Here is a 15,701-nt window from a genome sequence, read left to right as displayed (position 1 = left end):
GATCTTGCTTTCCGTTTCAAACTCTTGCTTTCCGCTGCAAAAGGCGGTTCTTCGCTACAAAAAGGTATCGCTTATGGCACACCATCAGGCTTTCTCTACGACAACGCGCTCCATCGTTCATCGTACTTCGGGTCAACGCCTCGGTCCTCTCACCCGGCTGATGGCGCCGGGCGATCTGGGGCAGCGGGTCAAACCGTTCGTTTTTTTGGATCTGTTCGAGTCGGTGCCTTCAATCGGTACGGGTTTCAGGCCGCATCCTCATTCGGGGATTGCGACGCTCACGACCTTCCTCGAAGGCAGCATGACCTATGGCGATACCACCGGAAAACAGGGCGTGATGACCGCGGGATCGGTCGAGTGGATGCGCGCCGGAAGCGGGGTATGGCACGCCGGCGAGCCTGCGCCTGGCCACATGATGCGTGGATATCAGCTCTGGATTGCGCTGCCGCCATCGCTTGAGCTTGCTCCTGCGCAGAGTCTGTATCTGGAACCGGAACAGATCGAGCGCGACGGGCCGGCGCGTATCCTGCTTGGCCGCTATGGCGACAAAGTCAGCCCGATTCCGCTGCCCGTATCCATCACCTACCTCCACGTCCGGCTGGCGGACGGCGAACGCTGGACCTACCAACCCGCCGCCGATCACGATACGGCGTGGCTGGCGCTGAACAGCGGCAAGCTGCATGTCGGCGGTACGGTGCTTGAGCGCGAACTGGCGGTGTTCGCACAAGGCAATCAGGCCATCGGGATGACGGCCGAGGGCGATGTCGAGCTGGTTATCGGTTCAGCGTCCGAACATCCGCATCCGCTCGTGATGGGCGCTTATTCAGTTCATACCAGTATCGAGGCGCTTGCCGAAGGCGAACGTACGATCAACCAACTGCGACACAGCCCGGCGTTTGCCGCGCTTAACCACCGCGACGCGCTGTGGTCATAACGTCATTTAAAAGGAACTGTCTGTATGCAAAAGAAATCTGTCCTTGTTATTGGCGGTGGGGCGGCAGGGCACCAAATCGCTTATCAACTGCGCGATGCGGCGGACGTGACCCTCGTTGATCCCAAGACGTATTGGGAGGTGCCAATGGCGGTCCCGCGTTTGCTGGTCGATCCTGACAGTCTGCCGGCGCAAATTCCTTATGACAGCTTCATCGGCGCGGTGCGGTTCATACAGGGCAAAGCGGTGGGGTTGACCGATTACAGCGCGCACGTGGCACTGGCGGATGGCAGCGAAGGCACGGTGTCGTTCGATTATGCGGTGATCGCCACCGGGTCAGCGTATATCGATCCGCTTATCAAGGCCCAGACGCCGTTGAGCACAAGTCGTACCGCCGAAATCCGGTCGATGCACAAACGCCTGCGGGAGGCGCGAACCGTGGTGGTGGCGGGGGCTGGGCCGGTTGGTATCGAGATTGCCGCAGAGTTGTGCGAGGCGTTTCCCGATCTGGCAATCACCGTGGTTCACAGTGGTAAGACGGTACTGAATAACGCGCCGGACAAATTTCCCCAATGGGCGGAAAAAGATCTGCGCGATAAAGGCGTTAAATTTGCGCTCAACGATCGCGTTGTGCTGCCTGCGCCCGGTGAACAGCCGGTGGACGGTAAGGTCGTCACTCACTCGGGACTTATGCTCGCGGCCGATATCGTCATCTGGGCGGCGGGAGCGAAGCCGGTGACTGATTTTGTGGCGAGATCGTGGCCTGAGGCGGTGCAGCGCAACGGCCTGATCAACGTCGATCGCTATCTTCGTGTGGAAGGGCATGACAGGGTGTTCGCTGCCGGTGATATTACTAACCTGCCTGAAAACCGACTGGCGATGATCGCCGGGCTGCACGCCAGGTCGATCGTTGCGAACATCAAGGTGTTGATAGCCGCGAATCGGTCGTCCGAGGCCAGGCTTAAACCTTACAAACCGGTACAGCCCGGTAAAGGCATGGGTAAAGTCATGGTGGTCACGCTTGGCCGCAATGACGGCCTGACTTCGCTACCGTTCGGCCAATTCCGGGCGCCATTTTTCGCCCGCAAGATCAAAGCGCGCGATATGCTGGTGGGGATGTCACGCAAGGCCGTTGGTCTTTGACGGTGGCGGCGGGGTTTATACCGGCAATGCTTCTATCGGGGCAAAACGCGATGGCGTGTGTTTGCGTGTTACCGCCGCGATCAAAAAGATGATTATTTGGGGAAAATAATTATTTGAGTCAAATAAATGAATAGCAGCTAGTTGAGTAGCTGCTATTTGTCTGCAACACCACGATGTGTTTGCCAAACCACGACGTGTTCGCCAAACCACGATGGCAGCGATTATGCCGTGGTGTTGATGTTGCGGCCGATGGCCGGATTGGCGGGCAACTGCGGAATGGATTGAATGAGACTGGCTACTGTATCTTTCTGATTATCCAATGATTTCTTCAGAACAGTAGTACTGATCTCGCTGCTCAGTTGCATGTTACTAAGCCCAGTGGAAAGTGACGCAATCTGTGATACATCCATCTTGGTTATCCTGTTTCTGCGTTTGAAGAGGCCCGATAGGCAAGGGGGAATTCCCTGCTCATCGGGGCGACGTCTATCTATACGATGCTATCTGATGTTCACCAGTACACCGATAAGCTGACGGCATGTACGCCAGCTTTTTTATGGTATCGGTTTTTTCTGTTCAAACTTTAGGCTAGCAGACAGCGCACATTACCGCCGCTCTTTTCATCTCATCGCACTCTTTTTTATCGGCGAGCTATTTTTCTCGAAACACTATTCGTCGAAGAACTATTCGTCGAAGAACCAATAGCCCTGATTAACCAGCCCGGTCAGTTCCGCAACGAAAGCCGGATTGCGCAGCGCCTCGCCGAGTTCCTTTTTCCCGAGAGTGGTGTAACGGCACAACGCATCGGCGGCTTCCGGAGCGACGGTTTCCAGCCTTTCGCTGTTGATGAAAAAACCGTCGCCGATATGCAGCACCCGCAGCCCGCTTAAGCGGGTCAGGGTTTCGCCGGCCATCAGCGCGTCGGCAATCTCATCCTGCTCATAGGGCGGCTCTGCGGGGGCGATATCCAGCTCGTGGCGCGGCGTCGTCACGAAGCGACCGAACCACTGTTTAAAGTCTTCCGGCTGATTGAGCATGTCGATCATCATCGCGCGCAGGCGGTCTAACTCATATTCTTCCACCCGGCCCGGATGTTCCCGGCAGGTTAAATCAGGGTCGCTGTAGTGCTCGCCGCCGAGATCGTTTTCCAGCGCATAGTCGGCAAAACTGCTGATTAAATCCCTGCCGTTGGGCCCGCGGAAACCGACCGAGTAGTTGAGCGCGGTTTCAAAGGTGAAGCCGTCGTGCGGGAAGCCCGGCGGAATATATAAAATGTCGCCCGGCTCTAGCTCTTCATCGATGATCGGCGTGAAAGGATCCACGTGCAGCAGCGCAGGATGCGGGCAGAACTGGCGCATCGGCAGCTTATCGCCGACGCGCCAGCGGCGGCGACCCATCCCCTGGATGATAAACACGTCGTACTGGTCGATATGCGGTCCGACGCCGCCGCCCGGTACGGAAAAGGAGATCATCAGGTCGTCTAAACGCCAGTCCGGCAGCACGCGAAACGGACGCACCAGCTCGGCAGACGGAGCGTGCCAGTGATTAACCGCCTGGGCTAGCAGCGACCAGTCGGTTTCCCCTAAATGATCGAACTGCTCAAACGGCCCGTTCCACGCCTGCCACTGTCCATTAACATGGCTGACGATGCGGCTGTCCACCTCCGGCTCCATCGCCAGTCCCGCCAGTTCATCCGGCGTAATGGGGTCGACGAAGTTCGGGAACGCATTCTTTAATACAACAGGTTGTTTTTGCCAGTATTTTTCTAAAAATTCGGGCCAGTTAAGGTTAAGTTGATAAGCCATACTTTCACACCAGTGAGAAGACAAACGGGCTTGATTATAAAGAGGCTAACGTCCGTACCGCCTTGTCATTGGTCAAGATCGCGCGCTCGGGGAATCATCATCGTGGCGGAAGACCGGTTATGGCTGGAGCAGAATCGTGGAAGGAGACGCGCCATCTTATATAAGAGGGCGAGCAATTATAAGAGGGCGACCAAGGCCCGTATCAGCCTAAAAAGCCCGGTCTGGACCGGGCATAGCAGAGATAAACCTGGAGCAGGCAGCGGCTCAGCGTCAGGCAGTTAATACTATTTTCCCAACATTAAGGCCATCCTCCATGCGTTGATGAGCAACACTGGCCTCTGCCAGGGGAAATACGCTATCAATAACCGGTGACAGCCCATCTTTGCCGAAATGTGAAAGCCAGCGCTCTCTGAACCGCCGGGACATCTCATGCTTCACATCCTGGGAACGCGATTTCATGACCGTTCCGATGATCTGCAAGTGACGATAAAGGACGCGATCCAGCGGAATTTTAGCGTTTTCAACGCCTCCCATAATGCCAATTTGTATCAGACGCCCGCCGAAATTGAGTGAATTCACATTACGTTCCAGGTAGGACGCGCCAATAAAATCGAGGATGAGATCCACGCCGCGGTTATCGGTCAGGTCGGAAACGACGTTGGCGAAATCCTCTTTAACGTAATCGATGGCATGGTCCGCTCCCATGCGATGGACAAGCGCGTGCGCCGTCTCCTGGGCGGTGGTGATGACCGTCGCACCGACCGCATGAGCCAGTTGCACCGCTGCACCGCCGACTCCGCCGGCGCCGGCATGAATGAGGACGGTTTCACCCGCTTTCAGTTTACCGAGATGGATTAACGCTTCATGTGCGGTAACAAAGGTCTCGGTAATGGCGGCCGCATGAATATAATCAAGACTTGCCGGGATGGGCATCGCCATACGGTAATCAATGCGGGAAACCTCAGCATACGCACCGCCGCCGACGATCCCCATCACTCGGTCGCCGATGGCATACCCCTTAACCTGATCCCCTACCGCAATGATATCACCGGCGATTTCGAGACCCATGATGGTTGAGTCGCCAAAATCCGGACGTCCATATCCCCCTTTGCGATGCGTCAAATCGGCACGATTAACGCCAGCGGCACGTGTCCGTACCAGGAGGTCATTGGGCCGAATTTCGGGCTCCGGAACCTCACGGAGTTTGAGCACATCAGGTGATCCAAACTGGTCAAAAATGATTGCTTTCATGGCTGTTTCCTGTGAAAAAATTGGTTTACAACGGGATGCCGGCATAAATGAGATATACCGGCAGGGTATGCTCAGGCTGCGTCGTCCTCGCTGAATGTTGCGTTCGCGACGGCCGATGCGGTGATGGCGGCAGGAAAGCCTGCGTAGAAAGCCAGATGGGTGATGACTGCGCTGAGTTCTTCCCGGGTCAGCCCATTTTCAATACCCCGACGTAAATGGGCGGGCAGCTCGTTTGCATGATTCAGGGCGATCAGGCCGGCGATGGTGATCAAACTGCGATCGCGGGGAGCCAATGCCGGGTTGGTCCAGACCTGAGAGTACAGCGGCTGCTCGACAAAATCAGACAGCTCGGGAGTGAAGGGCCGGGCGGCAGCGCGGGGACTGGTAAAATCAATCGTTTTCATGGTGTGTTCCTTGTCTTTCGTGATTCGGGTCAGGTTATGAATCAAATCTGACTGATGAATTTGTTGGTCAGATAGTGTCCAATCCCTTCGGTGCCCCCTTCAGAGCCATGACCACTTTCCTTCATTCCCCCAAAGGGCAATTCCGTTGCGATGATGCGGTACTGATTGATGCCGATCATGCCGGCTTCCAGGCCGTCCCCCACATCCATTGCGGTGCGTGCGTCACGGGTAAAGGCATAGGCAGACAAGGCATATGGCAGGCGATTCGCCTCCGCCAGACCATCTGTCAGAGTATCGAACGGCATCAGGACCGCGATTGGGCCAAACGGCTCTTCATGCATGATGCGGGCGTTCATCGGGACATTGGCGAGCACCGTTGGCTCAAAGAAAAAGCCGGGGCGATTAATACGCTTCCCGCCCGTCAGGACTTTCGCACCCCGTTCCACCGCATCAGCAACCAGCGATTCCATCTTTTCCAACTGGCGCTGACTGGCCAGTGGGCCAACCTGCGTTTTGGCGTCCATGCCATCACCGATAATCAGTTTCTCCGTTGCGCTAACAAAGCGCTCGGCGAAGCGATCATAGGATGTGCGCTGGATTAAAAAGCGGGTTGAGGATATACAGATCTGCCCGGTTCCACGGAACCGGTTGGCGGCCCCGCCATCCGCCGCCGCGTCGATATCCGCATCGTCAAAGACCAGCACCGGGCCATGTCCGCCGAGTTCCAGGGTAATCGGCTTCACACCCGCCGCCGCCCGTTCGGAAAGCAAACGGCCCACAGGCACCGAGCCGGTGAAGGCGACCTTGCGGATGATCGAAGAGGCGATGAGCTGGGATGAGACCCTATCTGGTACACCAAATACGACCTGTAGAACCCCTTTGGGAAGGCCCGCGTCATCAAGGCAACGGGCCAGCGCCAGGGCGGTTGCCGGGCTTTCCTCGCCGGGCTTCAGAATGACGCTGCAACCTGCCGCCAGCGCCGCAGAGAGTTTTCGGGCCGGCGTTATCGCCGGGAAATTCCAGGGGGTAAACGCGGCCACAGGGCCAATGGCCTGTCTTTTAACCAGTTGCTGCACGCCGGGGCGATTCGCCGGTACCACACGACCGTCGATACGACGGGCTTCTTCTGCAAACCATTCAAAGTAATCAGCCGCGCGCAACACCTCATCATGGCTTTCGGTCAGCGGCTTGCCTTCTTCCAGAGTCATCTGGGCGGCAATGTGTTCCGCACGTTCGCGCATCAATGCAGCCGCATCTTTCATTATCTGCGCACGTTTGGCCGGTACCGTGCGACGCCATACTTCAAATCCGTCCCGGGCGCCATCCAGTGCGTTATTCAAATCAGCAGTGGTGGCCAGCGGCAGTCGCCCCAGCGAAGCCCCCGTAGCCGGATTAATGACGGAGACGGTGTCGCGGTTACCGGCTTCCAGCCAGTCGCCATTGATAAATAGGTAGAGCGGATCATAGGTGGTGGTTTTCATATTTTCTTTCCCGGTTCGATGATGTCTGTAGGTGAACTTGCTGTGGGAAGAATATTAAGATTGGGGGAACTGACTGATAAGATGGCTTCTCCCCACAACAGCTATGCAGGAAATGCACAGATGCAGTCAGAGAAATTCGCCGAGTTCCTGGGCGTTTTTGTTGATGTCGCGCGCGAGAACAGTTTTTCTGGAGCTGGTCGTCGTCGCGGACGCACCCCTTCCTCGATCGGCCGCCAGATTGATGCGCTTGAGGCGCATCTTGATACGCCGTTGTTTCTGCGTTCCACCCGACATCTTACGCTGACGGATGCCGGCGAAGCGTTGCTGATCCGGGCAAGACAAATACTGGATTCACTGGCGGACGCGCAGCAGGAACTGGCCTCGATGAAAGGCGCCGTTACGGGCATTTTGCGGGTGGCGTGCTATCCGACATTCGGCAAACGCTATGTCCTTCCCGTCATGGCGCAACTGACGCAGCAGCATCCTGATTTAAGGCTGGAACTGGATTTGACGGAACGGCTGGCTGACCCGGTTGCTGAGCGGCTGGATCTGGTTATCCGAATCGGCGATATGGCCGACAGCACCCTGATAGGCAGTCGCATCGGTACACAGACCCGGGTGCTGTGCGCCAGCCCGACTTATCTGGCAACGGCGGGAATACCCGCCACGCCAGAGGAGATGTCGACGCATCGCCTGATCGATAAACTTCACGGTTCTGACCTGCTGAACTGGGCCAGCGTGCTGGGGCAGCCGATACGCGCAGCCGGCTTCCCCCCCATGTTCGGTTGTGATGATTTTGAAGCCATGCGGCTGGCGGCAGTAGCGGGGATCGGTATCGCCTGGCTACCGGACTGGGTGGTTGGCCCGGATATCAAAGCCGGTTTTCTGACGCAGCTGTTCCCGGAGTTGTGCCTGCAACCACAGGCATCGACGGGTATTTACGCATTACGCGCACTGAGAAATCCACCAGCCCGCGTGACGGTTTTTCTCGATGCGTTAAGGACCTATATCGGTCAGCCGAATACCTGGTCACTGACTGATTCGTCAGGCTCCTGTGCTAAATGAGCCGCCGCAGAACTTCTTAAGGTCATCCAGAAACTTGATGCAAAACGTAAGCCTTATCGGTGTATTTAGTGGCATTCGGTAGATGTGGGGGAGGGAGTTCAATTATAGGGTCGGATTGTCTATCGGGGCGGGACCAGTCTAGTTTTTACTTCATCCTGTCTACAGTGTTATCCAGTTGCATGAGCTGGGAAGCAACGTAATTTATTCTGCCGAATAATGGATTGACCCATCGCTACCCAAAACATCGTTTCGGGTCATTACCTGACGCACTAATCTGTGTAAAATCAGAGCTAACCCAATATCGTGGAGTGCTCTGCTATGGCTGGCGTGAACAAAACGCACCTGACTGAAACGGATATCATCACCAAATTTATCCTTCCTGCGGTTAAGGAGGCAGGCTGGGATGATGTGGCTCAGATCCGTCAGGAAGTGAAACTGCGTGATGGCAAGATTGTGGTGCGTGGCAAACTGGCCTCACGTATCAAAGTCAAATCAGCCGATATTGTGCTGTATCACAAGCCGAACTTGCCGTTGGCCGTTATCGAAGCCAAGGCCAACCAGCACGCCATCAGCAAAGGGATGCAGCAGGGGCTGGACTACGCGAGTCTGCTTGATGTGCCTTTTGTATTTGCTTCTAACGGTGATGGGTTTGTTTTCCACGATAAAACCAATCCGCAGCAGCTCGAATCCGAAATTGCCCTCAGCGACTTCCCAACGCCTGAACAGCTGTGGCAAAAATACTGTGTCTGGAAAGGATTCACGCAGGAACAGCTGCCCGTTATCAGTCAGGATTATTACGACGACGGTAGCGGAAAATCCCCCCGTTATTATCAGATACAGGCCGTCAACCGAACGGTAGATGCCGTGTCGGCAGGCAAGAATCGCATTCTGCTGGTCATGGCGACAGGGACAGGAAAAACCTACACCGCGTTCCAGATAATCTGGCGGCTGTGGAAAGCCAAAAACAAAAAACGCATCCTGTTCCTTGCGGACCGCAATGTTCTGGTCGATCAGGCTAAACGTAATGATTTTCAGCCGTTCGGCACCGCGATGACCAAAGTCTCCGGGCGCACCATTGACCCGGCTTACGAGGTGCATCTGGCGTTGTACCAAGCGATAACCGGGCCGGAAGAACATCAGAAAGCCTATAAACAGGTGTCACCGGATTTCTTTGACCTGATAGTGATTGACGAATGCCACCGTGGCAGCGCATCTGAAGATTCTGCCTGGCGAGAGATTCTGGAATATTTCGGCAGTGCGACTCAGGTGGGCCTGACGGCAACGCCGAAAGAAACCGAAGATGTCTCCAATATCGATTACTTTGGCGAACCGGTTTACACCTACTCGCTGAAAGAAGGCATTGAAGACGGTTTCCTCGCCCCTTACAAAGTGGTGCGCGTTGATATCGACGTTGATGTGCAAGGCTGGCGGCCAATAAAAGGTCAACTGGATAAATACGGCGAAGAAATTGAGGACCGTATCTACAACCTGAAAGATTTTGACCGCACGCTGGTGATTGATGAACGCACCATGCTGGTGGCGCAGACCATTACCGATTACCTGAAACGTACCAACCCGATGGATAAAACCATCGTTTTCTGCAACGACATCGATCACGCCGACCGCATGCGCCATGCGCTGGTGATCCTCAATGCGGAACAGGTGTTGAAGAACGAAAAATACGTGATGAAAATCACCGGCGATGACGATATCGGCAAGGCGCAACTGGAGAACTTTACCGATCCCAAAAAAGCCTACCCGGTTATCGCCACAACGTCTGAACTGATGACCACCGGCGTTGATGCGCAGACCTGCAAACTGGTGGTACTGGATCAAAACATCCAGTCGATGACCAAGTTTAAGCAGATCATCGGGCGCGGCACGCGTATCAACGAAAAGCACGGCAAGCTGTGGTTCACCATCCTCGATTTTAAAAAAGCGACGGAACTGTTTGCCGACCCACGCTTTGACGGCGTGCCAGAAAAAGTACTGGTGGTAAAACCCAGCGACATTTCCGACAACGACTCCGACTTCAATGAGCAACTGGATGCGGAAGATAACGCGGATAACGGCGATAACACCGGCAATGACGCGCGAGAAGACGATGCGGGCTATCAGGCCGGGCGTGACAGGCAGTCGGGCAACGGTGAATTCCATCATGACAACGAAAACAAAGTCCGCAAATTCTATGTGAACGGCGTGGCGGTAAATGTGCTGGCGAAGCGCGTTCAGTATTACGATGCTGACGGCAAACTGGTGACCGAATCCTTCCAGGATTACACCCGTAAAACGCTGCTCAAAGACCGTGAATACGCGTCACTGGATAGCTTCGTACGCAAATGGCAGCAGGCACCCCGCAAGCAGGTGATTATCGACGAGCTGGCGCAACTGGGCATTCTGTGGGATGTGCTGGCCGAAGAGGTGGGTAAAGATCTCGACCCGTTTGATTTGCTCTGTCATGTGGTGTACGGTCAGCCGCCGTTAACCCGTCAGGAGCGCGCCGCGAATGTGCGTAAACGCAACTACTTCACCCAATACGCCGAACCGGCGCGGCAGGTGCTTAGCTCGTTGCTGGATAAATACGCCGACGAAGGGGTTCAGGAAATTGAGGATGTGCAGGTGCTGAAACTAAAACCGTTCGATACCCTGGGCCGCCCCATTGAGATCATCAAAACCCGCTTTGGTGACAAGCAGGCTTATGAGCAAGCCGTCAACGAACTGGAAAACGAAATCTACCAGTTAGCGCCGCGCTCAGCCTGATAATGAACACAGACTGCCACTGGCCGCCCCTGCCGCCAGTGGCATCCTTTTTTAGAATGGAAAGAAAACATGTCGATTAGCTCAGTCATTAAATCCCTTCAGGACATTATGCGTAAAGACGCCGGTGTTGATGGTGATGCCCAGCGACTGGGGCAGCTTTCATGGCTGCTGTTTCTGAAGATTTTTGATACCCAGGAAGAAGAACTGGAACTGGAGCAGGATCACTACCAGTTCCCGATCCCACAACGCTATTTGTGGCGTAGCTGGGCGGCGAACAGCGAAGGTATTACCGGTGATGCGTTGCTGGAATTTGTGAACGACGACCTGTTCCCGACCCTGAAAAATCTCACTGCGCCGATTGATAAGAACCCGCGTGGCTTTGTGGTCAAACAGGCGTTCAGCGATGCCTACAACTACATGAAAAACGGCACCTTGCTGCGTCAGGTGATCAACAAGCTTAACGAAATCGACTTCAGCAGCAGCCAGGAACGTCATCTGTTTGGCGATATCTACGAACAGATCCTGCGCGACCTGCAAAGCGCCGGAAATGCGGGCGAATTCTATACCCCGCGTGCGGTGACGCGCTTTATGGTCAATCGTATTGACCCGAAACTGGGTGAGTCGATTATGGACCCGGCCTGCGGTACTGGCGGCTTCCTTGCCTGCGCGTTCGACCATGTGAAAGCGCATTACGTCAACACCACCGAAGACCATAAAACGCTGCAACAGCAGATCTATGGCGTAGAGAAAAAACAGCTTCCGCACTTGCTGTGTACCACCAATATGCTGCTGCACGGCATTGAAGTCCCGGTGCAGATCCGCCACGACAACACGCTCAACAAGCCGCTCTCTTCCTGGGATGAGCAGGTTGATGTGATTGTCACCAACCCGCCGTTTGGCGGCACCGAAGAAGACGGCATTGAGAAGAACTTCCCGGCAGAGATGCAGACCCGTGAAACCGCCGATCTGTTCCTGCAACTGATTATCGAAGTGCTGGCAGACAAAGGCCGCGCGGCGGTGGTATTGCCGGACGGCACGCTGTTTGGCGAAGGTGTAAAAACCAAAATCAAAAAGCTGCTGACCGAGGAATGCAACCTGCACACCATCGTGCGGTTACCGAACGGCGTGTTTAACCCGTACACCGGCATCAAAACCAATATTCTGTTCTTCACCAAAGGTCAGCCAACCAAAGAAGTGTGGTTCTACGAGCATCCGTACCCGGACGGCGTAAAGAACTACAGCAAAACCAAACCGATGAAGTTTGAAGAGTTCCAAACGGAAATCGACTGGTGGGGCAATGAAGCCGATGGTTTTGCCAGCCGTGAAGAGAATAATCAGGCGTGGAAAGTCAGCATCGACGACATCATCGCCCGCAACTTCAACCTTGATATCAAGAACCCCTATCAGGGCGAAACCCTCAGCCACGACCCGGATGAATTACTGGCGCAGTACCAGACGCAGCAGGCGGAAATCAGCGAGCTGCGTAATCAACTGCGCGATATCCTCGGTGCTGCACTTTCTGGCAACAAGGGGGCGAACTGATGACCGTTGAGAAGCTTGTCACCGACCATATCGCTATCTGGTCTTCTGCGCTGCAAACCCGTTCCACCGCCGGGCGCGGCAGCAACGGTAAAATCGACCTCTACGGCATTAAGAAACTGCGCGAGCTGATTCTGGAACTGGCGGTACGCGGCAAACTGGTGCCGCAAGACCCGAATGATGAACCAGCGTCGGAGTTACTGAAGCAGATTGCGAAAGAAAGAGATGAATTAGTTAAGAGTAAAGTGATTAGGAAACCTAAAAAACTTGAAAAAATTGCAATAACCAAAATACCCTTTGATTTACCTGATGGTTGGGAATGGTGTTATTTAAATGATATAGGTGATTGGGGGGCTGGAGCCACGCCAAGTCGCTCTAATGCAAAATATTATAATGGTGATATTCCGTGGTTTAAATCAGGGGAACTCTCTTCGGATTTTATTTCGGATTCCGAGGAGAAAATCACAGAATTTGCCTTGCAGGAGTGTTCACTCCGTGACAATAAAGTCGGGGACGTGTTAATTGCGATGTATGGGGCAACAATTGGTAAGACATCGATCTTAAATGTTCGTGGTACGACTAATCAAGCAGTATGTGCTTGCACTCCATATAGTGGAATTTCGAATATATATTTATTAACCCTCTTAAAAGCTTACAAGAGAATTTTCATCGGGATGGGGGCTGGTGGAGCTCAGCCGAATATATCAAGAGAAAAACTTATTGCCACAGTATTTGCTCTTCCGCCTAAAGCTGAACAAAATCGAATTATCTGCAAGGTTGACGAACTCATGTCCCTCTGCGACCAACTGGAACAGCAATCTCTAACCAGTCTGGATACCCATCAGCAACTGGTGGAAACCCTGCTGGCAACGCTGACCGATAGCCAAAATGCCGAACAACTCGCCGAAAGCTGGGCGCGCATCAGCCAGCATTTCGACACGTTGTTTACCACCGAAGCGAGTATCGATGCGCTTAAGCAAACCATTCTGCAACTGGCGGTGATGGGCAAACTGGTGCCGCAAGACCCTAACGATGAACCGGCTTCTGAACTGCTTAAACGTATTGAGCAGGAGAAAGCGCAACTGGTGAAACAAGGTAAAATTAAAAAACAAAAACCGTTGCCGCCAGTGAGTGATGAAGAAAAACCGTTTGAATTGCCGGAGGGGTGGAAGTGGTGTCGCTTTGAAGATATTGTTGATATCCAAAGTGGTATAACTAAAGGTAGGAACCTTGTAGGTAGAGAATTGATTTCAGTACCATATCTTCGTGTAGCAAATGTACAACGGGGATATCTTGATTTGTCAGAAATTAAAACAATAGAAATTCCTGTTGATGAAAAAGACAAGTATCATGTTAAATCAAATGATCTATTAATTACAGAAGGTGGTGACTGGGATACTGTTGGAAGAACTGCTATCTGGACTGACCCTTCATTTTACGTAGCTAATCAAAACCATGTTTTTAAAGCTAGACCGATTGTTAATGAGTTGAATGTTAAATGGATTGAAACATTTATGAATTCGTCTGTTTCACGAAATTATTTCGCAGGTGCTAGCAAGCAAACAACAAATTTGGCATCAATAAATAAAACTCAGCTTCGCGGATGTCTTATTGCATTGCCTCCAATTAGTGAGACGAATAGGATTCTAGAACTGTACATATCACTTCTGAGTGTTTGCGACACCCTTAAATACCGCCTGCAATCCGCCCAACAAACCCAGCTCCACCTGGCGGATGCCCTCACCGACGCAGTATTAAGTTAAGGAACAGACGATGCCGGTTCATCATGCTATCTGGCGGGTAGGGGATAACCCTCAACCGCTGACCATCAGTAAACTCGCCAGCGAGCAACTGCTGGAGAAGATGATTTTAAACGACCCGACGATTCTTTCTGACCAGTGGATGATTATTGGCCATCAGGAACCGACGCTTGATAAAGGGCGTATCGACCTGCTGGCGATTGCGCCGGATGCGTCGCTGATCCTGATTGAACTCAAGCGCGATCGCACGCCGCGTGAGGTGGTGGCGCAGGCGCTGGATTACGCCTCCTGGGTGGATGACTTAACCGCTGAGCGCCTGTCGCAGATTTACGAAAAATTCTCCGGTGGCGGTAATCTGGGCGAGGCGTTTAAGCAGCGCTTTAATACGGAACTGGAAGAAGAGTCGCTCAATCAGTCGCACCAAATCATCATTGTGGCGGCAGAGCTGGACCCCTCCACCGAACGCATTGTCGATTACCTGAGCAAAAATGGCATTTCAATTAATGTCTTGTTCTTTAAAGTGTTCCAGCATGGTAGTGAGCAGTTCTTAAGCCGTGCATGGCTTCTTGACCCGAGCGAGACGCAAACCAATGCCGCACAGGCTACAGCCACCAGCGCCAATGCCAAAGAACCCTGGAACGGGGAGTTCTACGTCTCGTTTGGCGACCCGCAAAGCCGCGTCTGGGAAGAAGCGAGTCGCTACGGGTTTATCAGCGCCGGTGGCGGAAGCTGGTACAGTCAGACGTTAAAACAACTTCAGCCGGGTAACCGCGTGTGGGTAAAAATCCCGGCGACGGGTTACGTCGGCGTCGGTATTGTGCAAAGCGCCGTTGAGCCTGCCAGTAGCTTCACCATCAACACCGAACAGGGTGAAACGCTGGCGATGGATGTGCTGAAGTACCGTGACCTCTACCGCCAAAATGCGGACGACCCCGATAAGTCTGAGTATTTTGTCTCCGTGAAATGGCTGGAAACCCGTAGTGAGCAAGACGCGGTGAACGAGGTCGGGTTCTTCGGCAACCAAAATACGGTTTGCAAGCCTACAGCTCCGAAATGGCGACACACGGTAGAGAAATTAAAGCGTTATTTCGGCAAATGGAACACGGAATTGTGATGTTCTGGTGATGATGTTTTCCAGTTATACAAGACATTAGTCTATAGGAAGACGTCTAAAAGTGAATGGTTCGTTTTAGCGCGATACTGACAGATAGACTTAGGTTGAATTTGAAAGCCTGATATCGCGCTAATTTACTGAATGAAAGGCATAAAAAAAGACGTCGGTTTAACTTCGAAATGGTACGCCCTACAGGATTCGAACCTGTGACCTACGGCTTAGAAGGCCGTTGCTCTATCCAACTGAGCTAAGGGCGCCTTGATGGGATACAGTCGCTTAGCGATGTGGGCTGGATTATACCGGGCATCCCTGATGAGTCAATGAATTGGCGCGTGATTTGGACTGGTCGGCGAATCCCTGAACAACCTTCGTATCGCTCGCTGTTATTCCTGCAAATGAAGTCGGCACATCGGAAGCGATCTCGCAAATTGGACAGTTTCGGCGATATCTG

General features: G+C 53.5%; 12 protein-coding genes and 1 tRNA gene. 7 read left to right on the top strand and 6 right to left on the bottom strand.

What is annotated here, in order from left to right; all coding sequences use genetic code 11:
* The first annotated feature begins 73 nt into the window (after positions 1-73).
* Entirely contained in the window at positions 74-934 is an 861-nt protein-coding gene (locus tag DXX3274_RS15660) for a pirin family protein (RefSeq protein WP_042860567.1), read from the top strand.
* 24 nt (positions 935-958) lie between these two features.
* Positions 959-2,074, top strand: coding sequence for an NAD(P)/FAD-dependent oxidoreductase (locus DXX3274_RS15655; RefSeq protein WP_042860566.1), 1,116 nt, complete (start codon positions 959-961; stop codon positions 2,072-2,074).
* Positions 2,075-2,295: 221 nt separating this feature from the next.
* On the opposite strand, the gene DXX3274_RS15650 is transcribed toward DXX3274_RS15655, so the two are convergent.
* The 5 genes from DXX3274_RS15650 to DXX3274_RS15630 all read right to left on the bottom strand — a co-directional run bounded on the left by DXX3274_RS15650 (position 2,296) and on the right by DXX3274_RS15630 (position 7,012).
* Positions 2,296-2,484, bottom strand: coding sequence for a YjfB family protein (locus DXX3274_RS15650; RefSeq protein ID WP_042860565.1), 189 nt, complete (start codon positions 2,482-2,484; stop codon positions 2,296-2,298).
* Positions 2,485-2,754: 270 nt separating this feature from the next.
* Positions 2,755-3,876, bottom strand: a complete 1,122-nt coding sequence (locus DXX3274_RS15645; protein ID WP_042860564.1) for a cupin domain-containing protein — start codon at positions 3,874-3,876, stop codon at positions 2,755-2,757.
* 270 nt (positions 3,877-4,146) lie between these two features.
* Positions 4,147-5,127, bottom strand: coding sequence for an NAD(P)H-quinone oxidoreductase (locus DXX3274_RS15640; RefSeq protein ID WP_042860563.1), 981 nt, complete (start codon positions 5,125-5,127; stop codon positions 4,147-4,149).
* 71 nt (positions 5,128-5,198) lie between these two features.
* Positions 5,199-5,531: a carboxymuconolactone decarboxylase family protein gene (locus DXX3274_RS15635; protein ID WP_042860562.1), complete on the bottom strand. Its 333-nt coding sequence runs from the start codon at positions 5,529-5,531 to the stop codon at positions 5,199-5,201.
* A 41-nt stretch (positions 5,532-5,572) separates the two neighbouring features.
* A complete protein-coding gene (locus tag DXX3274_RS15630) occupies positions 5,573-7,012 on the bottom strand; it encodes an NAD-dependent succinate-semialdehyde dehydrogenase (RefSeq protein ID WP_042860561.1) in 1,440 nt (479 codons plus the stop codon).
* Positions 7,013-7,132: 120 nt separating this feature from the next.
* On the opposite strand from DXX3274_RS15630, the gene DXX3274_RS15625 reads away from it, so the two are divergent.
* The 5 genes from DXX3274_RS15625 (at position 7,133) to DXX3274_RS15605 (ending at position 15,250) form a co-directional block, all read left to right on the top strand.
* A complete protein-coding gene (locus tag DXX3274_RS15625) occupies positions 7,133-8,077 on the top strand; it encodes a LysR family transcriptional regulator (RefSeq protein WP_042860560.1) in 945 nt (314 codons plus the stop codon).
* Between the two features lie 318 nt (positions 8,078-8,395).
* Positions 8,396-10,837, top strand: a complete 2,442-nt coding sequence (gene hsdR / locus DXX3274_RS15620) for an EcoAI/FtnUII family type I restriction enzme subunit R (RefSeq protein WP_042860559.1) — start codon at positions 8,396-8,398, stop codon at positions 10,835-10,837.
* A 69-nt stretch (positions 10,838-10,906) separates the two neighbouring features.
* Complete coding sequence (locus DXX3274_RS15615; protein WP_042860557.1) at positions 10,907-12,379, top strand: N-6 DNA methylase; 1,473 nt, start codon at positions 10,907-10,909, stop codon at positions 12,377-12,379.
* Entirely contained in the window at positions 12,379-14,139 is a 1,761-nt protein-coding gene (locus tag DXX3274_RS15610; protein ID WP_042860556.1) for a restriction endonuclease subunit S, read from the top strand. The genes DXX3274_RS15615 and DXX3274_RS15610 overlap by 1 nt, the downstream gene beginning before the upstream one ends.
* A 10-nt stretch (positions 14,140-14,149) precedes the next feature.
* A complete protein-coding gene (locus tag DXX3274_RS15605; protein WP_042860555.1) occupies positions 14,150-15,250 on the top strand; it encodes a nuclease in 1,101 nt (366 codons plus the stop codon).
* Positions 15,251-15,430: 180 nt separating this feature from the next.
* Here the strand turns inward: DXX3274_RS15605 and DXX3274_RS15600 are convergent.
* A tRNA-Arg gene (locus DXX3274_RS15600) sits at positions 15,431-15,507 on the bottom strand.
* Between the last annotated feature and the right edge of the window lie 194 nt (positions 15,508-15,701).

Origin of the sequence: Dickeya sp. NCPPB 3274 (genome assembly GCF_000406205.1) — a bacterium.
Lineage (GTDB): Bacteria > Pseudomonadota > Gammaproteobacteria > Enterobacterales > Enterobacteriaceae > Dickeya > Dickeya fangzhongdai.
Note: the sequence above shows the minus strand (reverse complement) of the source record. Positions and strands in the feature narration are given on the sequence as shown.

Bases quoted from the DNA above. Each gene is read 5' to 3' on its own strand.
- DXX3274_RS15660 (WP_042860567.1), top strand. From the start codon at position 74: ATGGCACACCATCAGGCTTTCTCTACGACAACGCGCTCCATCGTTCAT.
- DXX3274_RS15655 (WP_042860566.1), top strand. From the start codon at position 959: ATGCAAAAGAAATCTGTCCTTGTTATTGGCGGTGGGGCGGCAGGGCAC.
- DXX3274_RS15650 (WP_042860565.1), bottom strand. From the start codon at position 2,484: ATGGATGTATCACAGATTGCGTCACTTTCCACTGGGCTTAGTAACATG.
- DXX3274_RS15645 (WP_042860564.1), bottom strand. From the start codon at position 3,876: ATGGCTTATCAACTTAACCTTAACTGGCCCGAATTTTTAGAAAAATAC.
- DXX3274_RS15640 (WP_042860563.1), bottom strand. From the start codon at position 5,127: ATGAAAGCAATCATTTTTGACCAGTTTGGATCACCTGATGTGCTCAAA.
- DXX3274_RS15635 (WP_042860562.1), bottom strand. From the start codon at position 5,531: ATGAAAACGATTGATTTTACCAGTCCCCGCGCTGCCGCCCGGCCCTTC.
- DXX3274_RS15630 (WP_042860561.1), bottom strand. From the start codon at position 7,012: ATGAAAACCACCACCTATGATCCGCTCTACCTATTTATCAATGGCGAC.
- DXX3274_RS15625 (WP_042860560.1), top strand. From the start codon at position 7,133: ATGCAGTCAGAGAAATTCGCCGAGTTCCTGGGCGTTTTTGTTGATGTC.
- hsdR (WP_042860559.1), top strand. From the start codon at position 8,396: ATGGCTGGCGTGAACAAAACGCACCTGACTGAAACGGATATCATCACC.
- DXX3274_RS15615 (WP_042860557.1), top strand. From the start codon at position 10,907: ATGTCGATTAGCTCAGTCATTAAATCCCTTCAGGACATTATGCGTAAA.
- DXX3274_RS15610 (WP_042860556.1), top strand. From the start codon at position 12,379: ATGACCGTTGAGAAGCTTGTCACCGACCATATCGCTATCTGGTCTTCT.
- DXX3274_RS15605 (WP_042860555.1), top strand. From the start codon at position 14,150: ATGCCGGTTCATCATGCTATCTGGCGGGTAGGGGATAACCCTCAACCG.